This window comes from Spiroplasma endosymbiont of Seladonia tumulorum (assembly GCF_964020235.1).
Classification (GTDB): domain Bacteria; phylum Bacillota_I; class Bacilli_A; order Mycoplasmatales; family Mycoplasmataceae; genus Spiroplasma.
On record NZ_OZ026545.1, the window covers coordinates 2,097,279 to 2,113,950 of the forward strand.

The 16,672-nt window shown below is 23.7% G+C and carries 17 protein-coding genes; 7 read left to right on the top strand and 10 right to left on the bottom strand.

Features of this window, described 5'->3' with window-relative positions; genetic code table 4:
- Positions 1 to 6: 6 nt before the first annotated feature.
- Positions 7 to 183, top strand: a complete 177-nt coding sequence (locus AACL22_RS13450; protein WP_338988709.1) for a hypothetical protein — start codon at positions 7 to 9, stop codon at positions 181 to 183.
- A gap of 25 nt (positions 184 to 208) precedes the next feature.
- Here AACL22_RS13450 and AACL22_RS13455 read toward each other — a convergent pair whose 3' ends face one another.
- From AACL22_RS13455 to AACL22_RS13480, 6 genes are all read right to left on the bottom strand, one after another.
- The gene (locus tag AACL22_RS13455; protein ID WP_338989736.1) at positions 209 to 544 is read right to left on the bottom strand and encodes a hypothetical protein; all 336 of its coding nucleotides are present in this window, start codon (positions 542 to 544) and stop codon (positions 209 to 211) included.
- A 94-nt stretch (positions 545 to 638) separates the two neighbouring features.
- On the bottom strand, positions 639 to 1,274 hold the full coding sequence (locus tag AACL22_RS13460; protein WP_338988713.1) for a hypothetical protein: 636 nt from the start codon (positions 1,272 to 1,274) through the stop codon (positions 639 to 641).
- A gap of 23 nt (positions 1,275 to 1,297) precedes the next feature.
- A complete protein-coding gene (locus AACL22_RS13465) occupies positions 1,298 to 2,758 on the bottom strand; it encodes a hypothetical protein (protein WP_338991062.1) in 1,461 nt (486 codons plus the stop codon).
- A gap of 34 nt (positions 2,759 to 2,792) precedes the next feature.
- Positions 2,793 to 3,686, bottom strand: coding sequence for a hypothetical protein (locus tag AACL22_RS13470; protein WP_338991059.1), 894 nt, complete (start codon positions 3,684 to 3,686; stop codon positions 2,793 to 2,795).
- A gap of 6 nt (positions 3,687 to 3,692) precedes the next feature.
- The gene (locus AACL22_RS13475) at positions 3,693 to 4,793 is read right to left on the bottom strand and encodes a hypothetical protein (RefSeq protein WP_338988719.1); all 1,101 of its coding nucleotides are present in this window, start codon (positions 4,791 to 4,793) and stop codon (positions 3,693 to 3,695) included.
- Positions 4,794 to 4,810: 17 nt separating this feature from the next.
- Positions 4,811 to 5,272, bottom strand: coding sequence for a hypothetical protein (locus AACL22_RS13480; protein ID WP_338991158.1), 462 nt, complete (start codon positions 5,270 to 5,272; stop codon positions 4,811 to 4,813).
- Between the two features lie 345 nt (positions 5,273 to 5,617).
- Between AACL22_RS13480 and AACL22_RS13485 the strand changes: the two genes are divergently transcribed.
- The 5 genes from AACL22_RS13485 (at position 5,618) to AACL22_RS13505 (ending at position 8,453) form a co-directional block, all read left to right on the top strand.
- Positions 5,618 to 5,986, top strand: a complete 369-nt coding sequence (locus AACL22_RS13485) for a hypothetical protein (RefSeq protein ID WP_338992905.1) — start codon at positions 5,618 to 5,620, stop codon at positions 5,984 to 5,986.
- Between the two features lie 68 nt (positions 5,987 to 6,054).
- Positions 6,055 to 6,534 carry a hypothetical protein gene (locus tag AACL22_RS13490; RefSeq protein WP_338992906.1) on the top strand — a complete coding sequence of 160 codons (480 nt, stop codon included), beginning with the start codon at positions 6,055 to 6,057 and terminating at the stop codon, positions 6,532 to 6,534.
- Positions 6,535 to 6,541: 7 nt separating this feature from the next.
- On the top strand, positions 6,542 to 7,096 hold the full coding sequence (locus AACL22_RS13495) for a lipoprotein (RefSeq protein WP_338992907.1): 555 nt from the start codon (positions 6,542 to 6,544) through the stop codon (positions 7,094 to 7,096).
- Between the two features lie 86 nt (positions 7,097 to 7,182).
- On the top strand, positions 7,183 to 7,446 hold the full coding sequence (locus tag AACL22_RS13500; protein ID WP_338992908.1) for a hypothetical protein: 264 nt from the start codon (positions 7,183 to 7,185) through the stop codon (positions 7,444 to 7,446).
- The gene (locus AACL22_RS13505; RefSeq protein WP_338992909.1) at positions 7,437 to 8,453 is read left to right on the top strand and encodes a DDE-type integrase/transposase/recombinase; all 1,017 of its coding nucleotides are present in this window, start codon (positions 7,437 to 7,439) and stop codon (positions 8,451 to 8,453) included. The genes AACL22_RS13500 and AACL22_RS13505 overlap by 10 nt, the downstream gene beginning before the upstream one ends.
- A 3,084-nt stretch (positions 8,454 to 11,537) precedes the next feature.
- Here AACL22_RS13505 and AACL22_RS13510 read toward each other — a convergent pair.
- Genes AACL22_RS13510 through AACL22_RS13525 form a run of 4 tightly spaced genes read right to left on the bottom strand, consistent with a single transcriptional unit; the run spans position 11,538 to position 15,051 of the window.
- The gene (locus tag AACL22_RS13510) at positions 11,538 to 12,929 is read right to left on the bottom strand and encodes a hypothetical protein (RefSeq protein ID WP_338992910.1); all 1,392 of its coding nucleotides are present in this window, start codon (positions 12,927 to 12,929) and stop codon (positions 11,538 to 11,540) included.
- On the bottom strand, positions 12,922 to 13,200 hold the full coding sequence (locus tag AACL22_RS13515; protein WP_338991181.1) for a hypothetical protein: 279 nt from the start codon (positions 13,198 to 13,200) through the stop codon (positions 12,922 to 12,924). Before AACL22_RS13515 ends, AACL22_RS13510 begins: the two co-directional genes overlap by 8 nt.
- Complete coding sequence (locus AACL22_RS13520; protein WP_338992912.1) at positions 13,200 to 14,660, bottom strand: PBSX family phage terminase large subunit; 1,461 nt, start codon at positions 14,658 to 14,660, stop codon at positions 13,200 to 13,202. Before AACL22_RS13520 ends, AACL22_RS13515 begins: the two co-directional genes overlap by 1 nt.
- On the bottom strand, positions 14,653 to 15,051 hold the full coding sequence (locus AACL22_RS13525; protein WP_338991023.1) for a hypothetical protein: 399 nt from the start codon (positions 15,049 to 15,051) through the stop codon (positions 14,653 to 14,655). Before AACL22_RS13525 ends, AACL22_RS13520 begins: the two co-directional genes overlap by 8 nt.
- A 265-nt stretch (positions 15,052 to 15,316) precedes the next feature.
- On the opposite strand from AACL22_RS13525, the gene AACL22_RS13530 reads away from it, so the two are divergent.
- Positions 15,317 to 16,657: an Mbov_0401 family ICE element transposase-like protein gene (locus AACL22_RS13530; RefSeq protein WP_338992913.1), complete on the top strand. Its 1,341-nt coding sequence runs from the start codon at positions 15,317 to 15,319 to the stop codon at positions 16,655 to 16,657.
- Positions 16,658 to 16,672: the final 15 nt, after the last annotated feature.

Consider the following 16,672-nt stretch of genomic DNA (forward strand, 5'->3'; position numbering starts at 1 on the left):
TATATTATGAAACAATCATACAATCAAAAAACAAGAAAATATTATTCTTGTAAAATTCGTAATATAAATGTTTACTTAAATGAAAATGAAGAAAAAGTTTGAAATAAATTAAATTTTGATACTTATTCACAACGAATAGAACATCTTATTAATTTTTATATAAAACACAATAAAGAAAAATAAAAAATAACCAATTAAGGTTATTTTTTTAAATACTATTTGTTAGTTGTCTAATAGCATCTTTTTGTTCTTGTTTTTTGTTGTTTACTTTAACTTGTTTTTTAACATTTTTAATTTGACCTGTTTTAAGTGCTAATTCTGTTGCATATTCAGGTCCTCGTAAATGTTTTTCGTGTGCAATAACAGCTGTTCTTAATTCTCTAATTTCTGCTTTATATTTTTTAATTTTCTTAGCAGATAATCCAAGAATACCAAGACTACCCATTCCACCAGCACCCGCTAATACAAGTAAAGCAATCATTAATGTATCATTTAACATTTTTTTACTTCCTTTCTCATCCTTACTCAAACAGTGGCCATCCATCCTTTCAGAACAAAATAATTTATAAATTAAACTATATAACCACCCAAAAATATCAACCACCCCTATAAATATAGTCTATTTTAATAAAATTTAATTATTTGTTTATATTTAATTCTTGTTTATTTTCTTCTTGTTTTTGTTTTTTAATATTTTCATTTTGTATATTTTTTAATTTTTCTTCTGTTATGCCATCTAAATTATTTCATTGTTTAGCTATTCGTGGTTGAACGACACGCGGATTAATACGGCAGTCAAAACAATGTCTTAAATGGTCTTTTTTTCATTTTGATTTATCAATTCAAATAATAATTAAAGAAATTATTAAAGTAATTAAAGGTAATATTGTAAATACTAATCCCATTTTAGATATTTTTAATCTTGGTATATCAATTTTCATATCTACTTTTGGTTTACTACTAGCAACAAATATACCTTGAATTCCGTGTGTAAATAAAGGTGTTATCAAAATAGCAATTCCATTACCTCAATATTGTCCATAATTATACCAATTAATTTGGTCTTTAATGCCATTAATCATCCCATACTCTAATCAACAATTTAATGCTAAAAATATCAATGTATAAAAACTAACTACTCAACTACGAATTTTATATTTTCTTTCTCATTCTCTAATATCTTTATGAGTTCAATTATAAGTCGGAATAGGGTCTTTTTTAAATCAATTTCAAGGTAAGGCACCCTTTAATCAAGTTGTTTTATCTTGTTTCATAATTATTTACCTCATTTAATTTTTTATTCATTTTTATTTAATTCTAATCATTTTTTATTGAATAATTCTTTAATATCATTTCTATTATTTGAAATAATTCTTCATATTGGATGTTTTTCAAATAAATTTAATTCATTAATAGTTGTTGCACTATTTATTTTTCTTATCACTATATCATAAGAGTCCGATGTTTCTTCTTGATACTTAAGTAAATCAATATCCATATCACGATTATAAATAGAATGTGGTTCATTTGACATTAATTCGCTATTATTTATTAATTTTCTTTTAATTGTTAAATCTTTAATAACAATATTATTTGTTTCATTTTTAATTGATCCATCTTGCTTAATTATTATGCTTTCATAAGAATTAGCTGCTAAAAATGAAAAAATTGATTTTTGTGATATTGTTTCAAAATAATGTGTTACAAATTTATTAGCAGATGCATAATCTGTTATTGAAATTGATATTTTATAGTAATATTTTGTTAAATCATAATCTGGAATTTTAAATGTTAATTTTTCGTTTGCTTCTGGATAATTAATTAATTCTCAATCATTGCCACCACTAATAGATATATCACCACTGCCTAATAATGAAGAACCATTAATAGTTTTAATATTTGTACCGCTTACTAATTTATCTTGTTTAGTATTAATATCTTGTGATGTTTTTACAATATATTTATCATCAACTTTTTCAATATAATTTTTATTTAAATAACTATCTTTAATAACATCCGATGGAATTTCATTACTTTGTTTTGCTTTTCAAACACCATTTTCTTCATAAATAGTATCATTATCAAACGGAACGACTAATTTAATATATTCATTATAATCAATTTTACTAAAATCATTTTTTGTAGGATAACTAATATTAATACTATTATCTTTAACAATTCTATCTTTTAATCAAAATAATAATGTTGGATAAAAAGTTTTTTTACTAATATGTTTATATTCTTCTTCTCATGGATGAGCATAATTATCTAAACTATAATTATAAGGTCTAGATACTGTTTTACTAGATATAATATCAATTATTTCACCGGCTAATTTTAAAGCATTTTTAACATCACGAGTAATATTTTCATTTGCCTCAGGATCATTAGTTTGTGAATAAGCAACACCACCTTGTGAAAATGAAGCACTACCAGTTAAATCATTAACTCCTTTTGGTAAATATCAATTTATAACTGCTAATAAACAAGCAGATTGAATATAACTTAATCATTTATCATTTTCAATTAAACCAGTATTATCTTTTTTTACTCATGGAAATAAATCTTTTTTATTTATTTTATTGGAAATTGTCCCACCTGATAATCTATCCATTCATAAACTAGTTTTTAAAATAGCATTATAAATTAAATTATCATTATAAGCAGATTGTTTTCTATCATTAATAGGCTGTCAAAGTTTACTTTCTTTAACATCTTCAACTGTTATAAATAACAAATTACTTAAATTATTTTCCATATAAAACACCTCTTAATTGATTACGATATTTTTTTTAAAAATTACTTGGCTTATAACTATTAACTCTTGTTTTTGTTTTCTTAATTGTTTTAATAGTTTGATTAGTTTTGTAAAACATATTTTTAACTGGTGTTTTATATAAATTCTTAATATTTTTAACATCACTTCGGCGTTCACAATATCATTTTTTATTATTAATTTCACCAGCAAAATTAAAATTAAAATGTCCAATTTTAAAATTATTAATAAACTTTTTAATTTGTTGTAATTTTTGAACTGTTGGTAATGTTAATTTAGTAGTTCCTTTGGGATATTTTTCTTTTAATGCTTGTGGTAATCGTTTTTTAATATAATTTCTTAAATGACTAGGTAATCATTTTCTTAATCAATAACGCCAAAATAAAGTTCCTGCATTAGATACAGCATTACTTAATAATTTTCAAATTTCAACTGGAACACTAGGATAAACATATGGACCATAAAATTTCGGATGTTTTGCTGTTTTTGTATATATTAAAATAGTTAAATTACCTGTTAAAGTTAACTTATTTGTAATATTAAACATACCACTATCAAGCCAACTACTATTTAAAGGTTGTCAATTAGTATTTAAATAATTTTCATTTTTAAATTGTTCTCTATTTTTAATATTATTATCTTTTTCTAATTGACTTAATATTTGTTGTATTTCTTTTTTATGACCTTTTTTAATTAAATCTAAATAAGTAAATGGATTTAATCACTGATAAATATCTTCAACTTTATTTGTAATTTTATTATATTTATCACTAATATAATTAATTGGCTTTAATATTTTATTTTTAACTTGATTAACTCTATTAATTAAATTTACAAATTTACTTATTAAAGGTTTATTTTCTAAATTAGATACTAATAAAGTTAAAACGCGTAATATTAGTAAATTCATTTTATATTAACCTTGATTATTTGGTTTTGATTCTGGTTTTGTTGCTGAAATTAGATAATCAACTGGAACTCTAAAAGTTTTATTTAGATTACTTTTAGCGGCAGTAATTTCATCTTGGCTTGGTTGTTTTTCCAAAATAATTTTACATGTTTTTGGATATAAAATAGTTGGTGTTGCATATTGAACTTTACCAATTCATTTAGGGTTAGCAGTATCATTATCTAAAACTTGTTGAATAGTATCCATATTAATTGGATATGCTCATACTTGTTTATTTAAAAATAAACCATTTACATTAGTAAAATTATAACCTTTATCACGGTTAACTTGTCCTTTTGTATATGTTTTTTCTAAATGAAAACTTTTTGATACAGGAATACCCATTGCAGTATTTTCATATAATTCACCATTAACCATTGCTTTTAATTGAGCTTGTGAACCAATTACTTTTAAATAAGCAGGTGTTAATCCTAAATACGCCCTACGACCTAAAACCATAAACATTTTATCAGTTGGCAAACCAAAATATAAATTACTAATTTGATTTGTTAATTCAATCAAAGTTTCATTTAATGTAAAGAATGCTCTATTTGCATCATCAGCATTTTCAGCTGTATAACTACGAAATGGAATTACTTCATATTGACCATCTGCTAAACAATAATCATAAATAGCCTGAATTAATTCACATTCTAAATTAACAAATTTATTCTGTACAACACTAGAAATAGCATCAGCAATAACGCCATTTTTAATATTTTGTTCTATTAATGCTAAGTCAAAAGCTTCATTCATTAATTTTAAATTAAATCTTTTATCAATAGGAACTGGAATTCTTGTTAATCCCATTGTTTGAGTTGTCCCACCATTTGGTAATGAATAATCATCTTGTCATACCACACGATGAGTTAAATTATATAGTGCTTGACCAGCATTTGGTAATCAAGCAACTTGTTCTGCGGTTGCAGTAGCATACTGCATAATACTTGCATATTCATTATATAAAGGTCCACGCAATAAAGCATTAACCATATCAACATACGCTTTTTGGTCTGTTGTATTACCTTGTAATATAAAAGGTACTTGTGGCAAATTAATTGTTGCCATAATATTTCACTCCCTTATTATCTAAGGTTTTTAAGTGTATAATCAGTTATTTTTTTAATTTCATCAGGAGTATATGCTCCTTTTTCTTTAATAGTTTCAATTTCATCATTCTTATTTTCAGTAGACTTTTCAATCATATCTTTAATAAAATTAGTTGGTGAAACTGCTGGTTGTTCTTGTACAAACAAATCAGGTTTTAATTCTTTTAAAGTTTGCATTTTTTCAGATAAAGAACTACCACTAACTTTTTCTAAATTAGTTTTAATATCTTCAATTTTAGTAGATGGAACATCTTTAAATGCTTTTAATTCATCTAATTCATTAGCAACTTTTAAATAATCTTCTTTTGAAATAGTATCTTTTCGTTTTTGTATACCTTCAATAATTTGTTTTGTTTCATTATGAAATTCATTTAAAATATTATCTACAATTTCTTCACTTAAACCTTGTTCGATTAATTGTTCTTTTGTAAGTGCCATTTTATAAACCTCTCTTTTTTTATTCTTGTTCGAATAACAAGTCAGCATAAGTCTTTTTAAGGCGGAAAGCATAAACCGTAAATTACTTTTTTGTTAAAAGGATAAACCGTTAACATTATTTTACACTATTATTTTAATAAATACAACTATTAATATAGAGAAGAAGAAAATATAACTTAATATATTTTACTGCTAATTTAGCCCTTAAAACGCGTAATTAAGAGTATTTTAAAAGATAAATTTATTAAAATAATCGCTAATTTTGCTTGTATATATATATATATATATATAATACTGGTAAATCTTGATAAAAGGTTTCAAGATAAAAAAAGGAGAAAAACAAGTATGAAAAAATTACTTAGTTTATTAAGTGTATTAACAATTAGTGGCACTGCTGTATCAACAACAATTGCCGCTAGTCCTTATCAAAAAGAAGAAACTAAATTAGAAAATAATGAAATTAGTTATTTACAAACAAATAATTTAAAAAATTTAAATAGAGTTAAAAGACAAGAAATAACATATCCAATATTAGAAGATGTGTTAATTGATTTAAGAAAAACTAGCATGAAAAAACCAATGCAATTTCAAATAGCTAATTTATGATGTGTTATTGCAATTTTAAAAAATATATTTGATAATAATATTCTTAATAATAAAGATCTTAAAGAAATGGAACAAGAAGAAATTACAAGTTTTTTTCAGACAGCATAAATGAAAAAGGTGTTTCGTTTTCAAATGTAATTGAATTATTTAACACAAACCCGATAATTAAGGAAAGTTTGGGATATAATTTAAAGGAAATTGATTTAACTCGATTATTTTGAAATAGATTAAATGATATAGAAAAAAGAATGTGGATAAGACATTTAATATGGGAATCTCTTTCTAGACAAGTCCCTGTTATTTTTGGTGGTTTTTTTGATTTAGAATATTATGGCCAAATATTTAATAACGCTTCTCATTCTGCATTAATTGTTGGAATCAAGCCAAATAAAGAAAATATACTTGAAGATACTTATTATGTTAGAGATCCATGAAGAGACAGTGAAGGTGAATTTATTCTAGATCAAACTACAGAAATTTCAATGACGGGGGAACAAATTTTTAATATTTTATTTAATCAAATAGAAAACGGTAGCGTATTAATACATGAAGATGTTTTTCAATTATTTTGTGAAAAAGCTATTAGTATTTTTTCATCAATTTGAGAAATAACAGAACCAGAATTAATGGCAGCTATAGGCTATAGTATAATATAATTAAAATATGAAAAAAATATTAAGTCTTTTGGGAACAATCACTTTAATTGGAACAAGTACAACAAGTTTAGTTGCTTGTAATAACATAGCAGAATACACACCAGAAGAATTAAAATATTTAAAAAAAGAAAACCAAATAAATACAACGAATAAAAATATTAAAAACAATTTAGAGTGAATAGCGCCACAAGAAAAATCATTTAATAATGTAGATAATAAATATTATTATGTAGTATGACACAGTAATTCAAGTGAAAATTGAAGAATTACAAAATTTAAAAATGATACAAAAACATCAAAAGAAAATGGAAAAAGAATAATTGTTAATGAAAATGGTGTAGAAAAATTATTTATATTGAAAGAAACAAAAGGATTTATTGGAAATAAAGAAATAGAATTTCCAAAAGATATAACAGTTCAATGAAACTCATCATTTACTTGAAAATTTAGTCAACCTGCTAGTAAAAAAGTTTTTAAATCAGTTTATCGTTGAAATTTAGATACTAATGAACCTGATTTAATTTTAGACGAAAATGACAATGTAATAGTTAACGGTGAATAAAAAAAGAGATTATTTAGAGTGCACCCCAAAAAGTAAGTAAAATAAAAAAAGATTTTGCTAAATTTTTATAGGGGGTGCATTTTTATATGGCAAAAAAAGGACAAAAATATAACAAATATACATCAGAATTTAGAACAAAAATCATTGAGGAAATTAAACAAAAAAGTTGTTGAATAGTAGCAAAACAATATAATATAAATGCAAATACAGTAGAATCTTGATGAGCAAATCATAAAAAAGGAAAATTAAACAATCCTAAAGGACCTAAAATTTCTTTTGGCAAAAGAAATTTAGAATATTATAAAACAAGGTATGAATTATTAAAAAAGCTCCATGACTTTTGCAATTAAGCAAACTAAGAATTGTCTTTTTTATTAAACAAAATTTTTGTGAATATTCAATAAAATTATTACTAGAAGTAACAGGGTTAAAACGTAGTTATTGAGATAAATATAAAAATTATGAAAGTAGCAAAAAAGATAAAAAAGCAATAAATGATATTGTAAAAGTCTATGAAGAAAATTTAAAACAATTTGGTTATCGAAGAATTACTAAATATTTAAAGGAAGATTATGGTATAAAATATAATTCAAAAAAAGTTTTAAGAATTATGCGTGATAATCAAATACAACCTGAATATGTAAGAAAAATGAGAAGAAAAATGAAATATAAACAGAATAAAGAAAAAAGCTTATTGCAATATCCTGATTTAATTAATCGTAAATTCAATGATATAAAAACAAGGTTTTCAGTACTATATACTGATGTAACATATTTAATTTGAAAAGGAGAAAGATATTATCAATCAACAATTATTGATGGATATACTAAAGAAATAGTTGATGTAAAGTGATCTAAATATAATGACAATAAATTAGTAATGGATAATTTAAATGATGCAATTAATAAAATAAAATTAATAAAAAAAGATCTGAATGGAATAATAATTCACTCAGATCACGGATATCAATATACATCTACTATTTATCACGATAAATGTTTATCTAACGGTATTACAATTTCAATGGGAAAAAATTACCACTGTAAAATATATAATTCACATGAAGAATATATACAAGATGTTATAAAATGAAATACATGATATTCAAATCGTAAAGAAAAAGATATAATTAAAAAAATAGTAAATACTTTTTTATTAGTACTTACTAAAATGGGTGCACTCTATATTAAATCTCTTTTATTTTTATCTTGGTTTTATTGTAATTTTAACTGGATTATCACTTTTATTTTTAATACCTACTACATTGGGATTATTAACATTTATTGTAATATTTTGATTATTACCAAAATATTTATAAAAATTCATAGTATTATAATTAAGATAAAATGGCGATAATTCTAAATATAATACTTTTGAAAATCTAATTTTTAATTTTAAATCATTAGTATAATATGCTTGTAAATAAGTTTCTTTGATTTTATCATTAACTTTATTAGACAGTGATGTTATTTGTAATAAAAATAATAAAGTTGCACCATAAAGTTTATAGGTACTTTCATACAAATTCTTTTTTAAACCATTAGTATAACCGATAGCGAATGTTTGAATATCATTTACTTTTATATTATCAGTATATAAAGTTATTGTATTCTCAAAATTAACATTATCACTTTGTGAGAGACCTGCGGAACGTAAACTTACATCGGTTAATGTTTTAAAATTATTTTTACAACTATCAACACCACCTAAAATATTAACATTTCTATTAGGAATAAAATTTTCTATAGCAGATTGTCCACATTTAACTTGTAAATTAGTAAGATTATTTATTTCTATTGTTTTATAAACATCTTGAAATTTACTAATACTTTCAATTGTTGGGTCAATTTGTTTTAAATCAATTTCTATTTCATAATATCCATTAAAATAATTATTATTAAATAAATTATAAAAATTATTTCCTCTAATTATTGAAAGAGTATTAGAACACTGTGTTGGTATAGTAATTTTAGTTAATAATGGTTTTGCTGTATTAGCATCTCATATATTTTTTGTATATTCTTTGTAATTATATGGAACTGGTGGTAATACATATTGTGGGTAATTAAATGTTGGTATTTCATAGTCATGTGGTAGTAAGAAACTAGTTTTATAGTTAGTTGTCATATCTCGTAAATAATTATTTAAAACACTTTTTGTTTTACCTCTGAAACTCCATACAGATAAGCGTAAATAATCTTCTTCATTATTAGTATATGGGTTATCAGCATAAAAGATAATTTCAAAATTACCTTTATATAAGGCTTGAATTGAAAACATATCAATTATATAACTACAATTTGTACCATCTGGTGTTTGTAAGAATTCGCAATCATTATCTTTTTCACTATCACTAACTGGTGTTTGAGCATCAACTGCTCTTACTAATTCATTAATTAAATATATGCGATTAGTTTTAGGATTTAATTGTTTTAAATTATAAGTTGAATAAATTATTCGTTCTGTTGGTTTACCATCTTTTTCAAAAACATTGCCTTGTATTTTATCAGTTAATAAAGTAGTAAAACTAAAACTAGTAGCATTAGCACCAATCATAGCACCAATTTTATCATTTCCTTGTTCTCTAAATATTTCAAATGGTAAATAACCTTTACCAGCAGCCTTATCACCTCAAAAGGCATCATTATAAAAACTATAAACATTAGCACTCATAAAACCATTAAGTCATGGAAAATTAGGTCATTTATCATCTTGTGTAATTGTTAAATTACCAATTCAGTCCCAAGGAATACCAAACGAAACAAAGTTTAAAAACTTTCCAATAGCAGGTATCGTAAAAGGATTAAATACTAATTTTTGCGTATAGTTTAAAGGTAATACTGTAATTTGACGATTAATAAAATTATTCATATTTAAGATATCTCAAACATTACATGCACCCATTTTATTATATTCAATTTGAACTTGACCAACAGTATTACCAAATTCATCTTTTCTTCTAAAATATGATGATGCTTGGGTACTAATAATGTTATTAATAGTTCCACTATTTACTTTTACTTTATCTGGTGGAGTAATCATTCAATTTTTAGACCAATAAGGCTTAGAATTTGAATTTTCTTCCTTAATAGTTGTTCCAACAGTTGGATTAGTTGCTGTTGAACTTGCTTTATCTGTTATTATCATACCCTCATTATTTTTTTCAATTCAAAAATCAGACATTGATTGAATATGTTCTTTTCAATCTTTATATCCAGTAATAATAGTTGGTTGTATTCCTTGAATGTTATATCAACTTACTTCGGGTGAAGCATAAGTATTTATTTTATCAGGTGGTGCAGGAAACATGTTATACATTAATAAATCTCTTGAATTCATTACTTTTTTATTAAATTCACCTTTAATAATTGGTCGCCCAATAACAGGCATATCAAAAAAGATAGGATTACCATAAAATTTAACTGCCATTGCTCTAACACCTGGGTCTTTTAATAAAATTTCATCTAATTCAACAATACCTTTATTTAGTTTTTCATCATAAGTTATTTTAGGAAAACAATAGCCTTCACCTGGGGCACTTGTTTGAATAAATTGTCGTACTGATAAACCACTATTACTAATTTTGTCATTAATACTTGAAAAGGTAATTTCTTGTCATAAAAAACTACCATCATATGGTGAATAATAATTAATCACATTTGATGGATATAATCATTGTCTATCTTGGGGAGCAGAATTAATATCACCACCACCAATATTTAAACCACGGTCATTAAATACAGTATAAAAATTATAATAATCATTAATATTTAATTTTTCAGCATCTTCATCTAAAATTAATAAAGTATATTGTCTTTCTGTTGATTGCTGAGTAAATACTTGTTCAAATTTAGCATCACCAAATTGAATTGAACTTCTATCATCAATCATATAAGCATCTCAATATTTACCAACTTTAACTTCTTTTGTATAAAAATTATCGGCTTTATTATCATTATTAATAAAATAACTTAATTTATATTGTTTTAAGTATTCTAACATTCTATTAATATCATAAATGTTTTCACCATCAATTAATTTTCAATAAACATTATTATTTTCATCTTTTAATTTTATCGCAAAAGGTGTTTCATTATTGGCTCATATAGTTGAGTTAATTGGTTGTTTATTAAAATCATCAATTGTTAAAATATTAATTTCTTCACCTTTATATTTTTGAACTATTTTTAAACTACCTTGTCATTGTGCAATAGTACTTTCCATGTTATCAAATATTCGTGAATAGCTACCATAATCACTAGGTTTTGCATTATTAGGTTTTCAACCAGTTTCAGTATCAGGTATATATGAACTATAAACATTAAAAGGAAATACCATTCAATGTCTATTATCTCTTATATTTTCTCTAATATCTATTAAAGTATCATGGGCTTGTCTTCTTAATTCTTCCATAACCCCTGGGTTAATTCTACTCATTTTTTAATTCTCCTTAATTTCTGTTCTACCTTGTAAGGCATTTTGATTATTACCAGTTTCATCATATTCCATTAATTTATTATTATGGTCTATTTCTTTGGCTTGCATTTTATCTTGTCATTTTTCTATTTTTTCAAAATATTTGGTTGCTTCTAATTCATCAATATTATCATATTCAGTAATTGCTCTTATTGGTTCCATTGTGCCATTATCTAATCTAGCAGTAATTAATTCATTTTGTCGCATTTGGTCAACTAAACTAGCACTAACAAAATCAAAACCATAAGGTCGTTCACCAACACCATCTCATAAACCATAATATTTTAAAACAGTATCAAACATCTTAGTATAATATTGTTTACGATATGCTTGTAAATATGCTTGTTTTTCTAAGTCTTTTGTTTTTTTTATTAATGATTGGGTTTTATTTTCTTCACTATCTGAGGCATCACCAAAAGGACTAGAAAAATTACATGCTATATATACTTGTTCAATAATTGCTTTTTGGTCTTGTGTATATGTTTCTAAGGTTGGTGTCCCTTGTACTACTTGTAAAGATTGAGATAATTGACCATCTACTGTTGATGAACTTGATTGAACAAAAATATCATCGAATACATCTTGCAGTACTTTTTTATTACCTTTGTTATAAGCAGTCATTAAATCATCACTTAGTATTCCATATCAATGTGTACGATTTGCATATCTTTCTTTTGATTTAATATTAAAACTATCTTCTAAATCAAATTGTAATTTATAACAATTTGCCATTGTAGGTCATGGGTTTAATGTAGTTGATGTTGATAAAAATAAAGGATTAGGTTCATTTATCATTTCTCAAAAAGGTACTATACCTAATTTATTTTTAAATTCTTGTACTAAAACAGGTTTAACATCATCTTTAATTTGTGTTTTACTTTGCCCAACAACTACTTCATTATTTTTAGGTCAACCTTTAATAACTATTTTATCTTTGGTACAAATTAAATTTAAAATAAAACCACTATCTGATTGATGATAATTTAATCAAATATCGGCACCTTGTTCAATTTCGTTTATTTTACTTACGCGTGATGTAAAGTTAAAAGGGTTAATTCATAAATCAATATTTCCATCACTAGTTTCTAATAAACCAAAGATAGTTTTACCCATTAAACTTGCTGTTAATTCATTTTTATCTAATTTTTCTTTTATTTTATAAGTTTCATATCATCAATTTAATTTTTCTAAAATATCTTTACGATGCGACTTAAATAAAATATCTTTACCATTTATTAATCGCATTTGATGACGAGCGATAATATTTGCTAAATTAATAGTTCAATCATAATTATAAAATTTTAAAACACTATTAATATCATTTAAGTTTGGTAAACTAGGGAAAGTATTATTCATTGTTATTTTGCTCCTTTAATTTTAAAATAAGTGCATAATTAATTATATTTACAGTTAATAAATTTGGTTCATTTGATAAAACTTGAACACATACTTTAACTTTTTGATATCTTTTAATATATTCGTTATATAAATTTAATTTACATATTGCAATATTATCTTTTTTTAATTCTTGACAAAGTCTTTTTTTAACTTGTCCACAAACAGACATATAAGGTCTTTTTGCATTTATTACACGCTCATCATGTATTACATAAATATCTTTTTTCATTAAGTTAATCACTCCCTTTGTTGTCATAATTTATAATCTGCTGTACTATTATGTTTAACCATTGGTACTAATTCAAAGTGTAAAGCATAAAAATCACTATCAAATGTATCATCGTATAAGTCCAACATTCGTTCTTCTCTGGCATCTGGTTTATCTTCTCATTGAATTAATTCATATTGAGTTTTACTTACAGGACATTTTTCTCATAATCATTTTAATTGATTAGTATTTATTAACATTGTGAATGCTTCAATACGATGCTTTATTTTAAATTTCTGCTTTTGTGCTGGTTTTAAATGCATATATTGACCAAAAGAATAATTATATTTTTCTCGGTTTAAACTTTCTAATGTTGCATAAGCACTATCATCAACATTGATTGATATACCTTGCTGTATTAAATTAAAATATTGATTTAATTGATTGTTGTAAAACTCTAAAATATCTTTTACTTGTTCTAATGGTCCTTTAAATTGTTGTGTAGCATTTGAGTGTGTATATTCTGCTACTTTATATGCTTTTTTATCAAATGAATTATATATTCAAAAACTCGCTGCTGTTGTATGTCCCTTAGGACTAGTAGAGTTTGCTAAATCAACTCCACCTAATAATTTAGTTGGTTGAATAATATCTGTTGCTTGCATAATATCAATATATCTTGCAAATATTGACCCACTAGTATTGCCTGGTAAACCTCAACTCCATACTCTTGCTCTTTCAATATCTAACTGTTCTAATCTTAATTGTTCATTAACTTTATCTTGTGGTAATTCATAATTTAATCTTCAACTAGAATAATGAATAATAATTTTCATATTTCATTTTTCAATATACTTAATTTGCTCATATTTACTACGCATTATTTTTTCATCAAAAGGCATTAATTCATTACAATAACCAACAATATATCTTTTTAAACTTTCAGGATTACATGTATTAATTGTTATTTTATTTTGATAACCACGAATAGCAAATTCTAAATCACTTAAATCTTTTTGTTGAAATTGATCACATTCTTCTCTTCAATCAATAACTAATTTATATTTATTTAAATCAGCAAAGGCTTTTAATTTTTCTTTTCGACTTGGTGAATGTAAACCTTTACAATATATTTTGCTACCATTTGATAAAGTAAAAGTAAAATTTGATAAATTAATAGTATAAGGAATATGATTTTCATCTAACATATTTCATATATTTTGAAATACACTATCTTTTAAATCTTTACTCCAATACATACTAGCAATAATACAAATTGGTTCTTTAATTAATAAACTAATTTTTAATAATTCACCAAACATTTTAATATTTGATATAGTTTTACCACTATATCGTGTTCCAATTTGATTAATTTCATTCACTAACTCAAACTTTTTAGCAAAGGGATATTTATTACCAATACTACTATTTTGTAATAACCAATAAGAAGCTTCTAACAAATAAGTAAAATGATTAAGCATTATTATCACTTTCTTTTTTAATATCTCTAATATCCGTTTGTAAATTAACTATTATTGGTTGTTGATTATTTAAGTTTAATTCTTGTTCTAACTGTTTTTCTTGTATTGAATATTTATAATTAAATGCTCGTTGTCAATATAATTTAGCACCATTTGGTGATTTCATCATAAAATTAATTATTTCACTTTCAATTCTATCAACTTGTTTTTCAAGTAAAGGAACTATCTTCTCGCTCGCATAAGTATCATATCTTCACTTGCGAGAAAGATTGAATTCATTGGTTAAATCGTTCAAAGTATATGGTTTATTAGGTGATTTATTTTGCCAAAATTCATCTATTTTACGATAGAATGTTCGTAAACTTGCTGTTTTTGGATTAAATTCTTTCATTTTTTACTCCTTTATATGGTTAAATATAAGTAGAGAAAAACATGTACAGAAGAACTTGACACGGTTCTTTTTTTATTATCTATATTTTACATCAAAATAAAAAAAGTAAATTACTTTACTTTTTTCAGTTAAATTAATTTGCTAATAATTAACAATTAAATTATAACACAATAAATAAAAAATAATATCTTTTTTTTTTTTTTTTTTTTTTGCATTTTTATTATTTTTGTGTTAATGTGTAGAACTAAGGAAAGAGGGTAAAAAAATGATAAATATTGATAACAACTTTTTTAAGAATTTTAATAATTTGTTATATATACAAAGTATTGAAATTATTCAACAAAATTTAGAAAATTCTGATGAATGAATTTTTAAAAATTATAAAATTGATGAAACTTTAAAAGAATTTAAAGATTATAAAGTAAAAGAAATAAAACCAAGAACATTAACTATTTTAAATGGGAAAATAACTTTTAAAAGAAGAAAATATTATAAAATTAATCCAGAAACAGGTAAAGAAGAATATATTTTTCCTTTGGATAAACTTTTAGGAATTAAAAAATGACAAAGAATAAATAATTCTGTTAAAGAAAAAATATTATCATTTATTGGCAAGAAAAAAACATATCAAGATATTTTAGATACTATGGAACATGTAAAAATTTGTATAAAAACAATTTCAAATATTATGAAAAATGCAAAAACTGATAAAGAATATTATCTTAATAAAACTGATAAAAAAGTAAAGATACCTCATACTTTATATATTCAAATTGATGGAACTTATTTAAAAATGTGAAATGAAAAGAAAAAAGGAAAAGAAAAAATAAAAAAACATAGTATATTTTCAACTGTTCATACTGGTTTTGATAAGGTAAAATCAACGAAAAAAAGACCTATAATTGCAAATAAATTAGGTGTTATAGAACTTGATAATATTCCAGAATATATTAAAAAAAATAGTAAATTAACTAATTTTGTTAATAAATTATTTACATTAATTACCAGTTATTATGATATTAATGACAATATTGAATTTATGGTATTAGGCGATGGCGCACCTTGAATTAAAAATATTGTAAAATTTATTCAAGAATATTTTCCTAAAAATAAAGTACATTACACGATAGATAAATTCCACCTTACAAGTAGATTTAAAAAATTATATCCTTATCAAAGTAAAAACAAAGAAAACAGAGAAACGTACCATAAAGCAATCGATTATTTTTTTAATGCTAAATATGAAGAATTATTAGAATGTTTAAAAAACAGTGCTTCTTTTATAAAAGAATCAAAAATGAAATTCTTAAAAGAGACAATTAAATTAATTAAAAATAATGAAGAAGGTGTCAGAAATCAAACATTATGAAATAATATTGGTTGTCATATTGAGGGTGATATATCACATTACTGTAAAGGTGTTTTGGTTAAAAAAGCAACTTATCATGAAAAAACTCTTAAAAATAAATTAAATACTAGTATGATGAATTTTAAAAATAAAATTAATTTATTTAATACTAATGAACCATTAGAAGAAAAAAGAATTAATTATTCAGTTAATAATTTTGTAAATAATAATTTACAACCAAACTTATATTTTTATTAATTTTATCTAATAAAT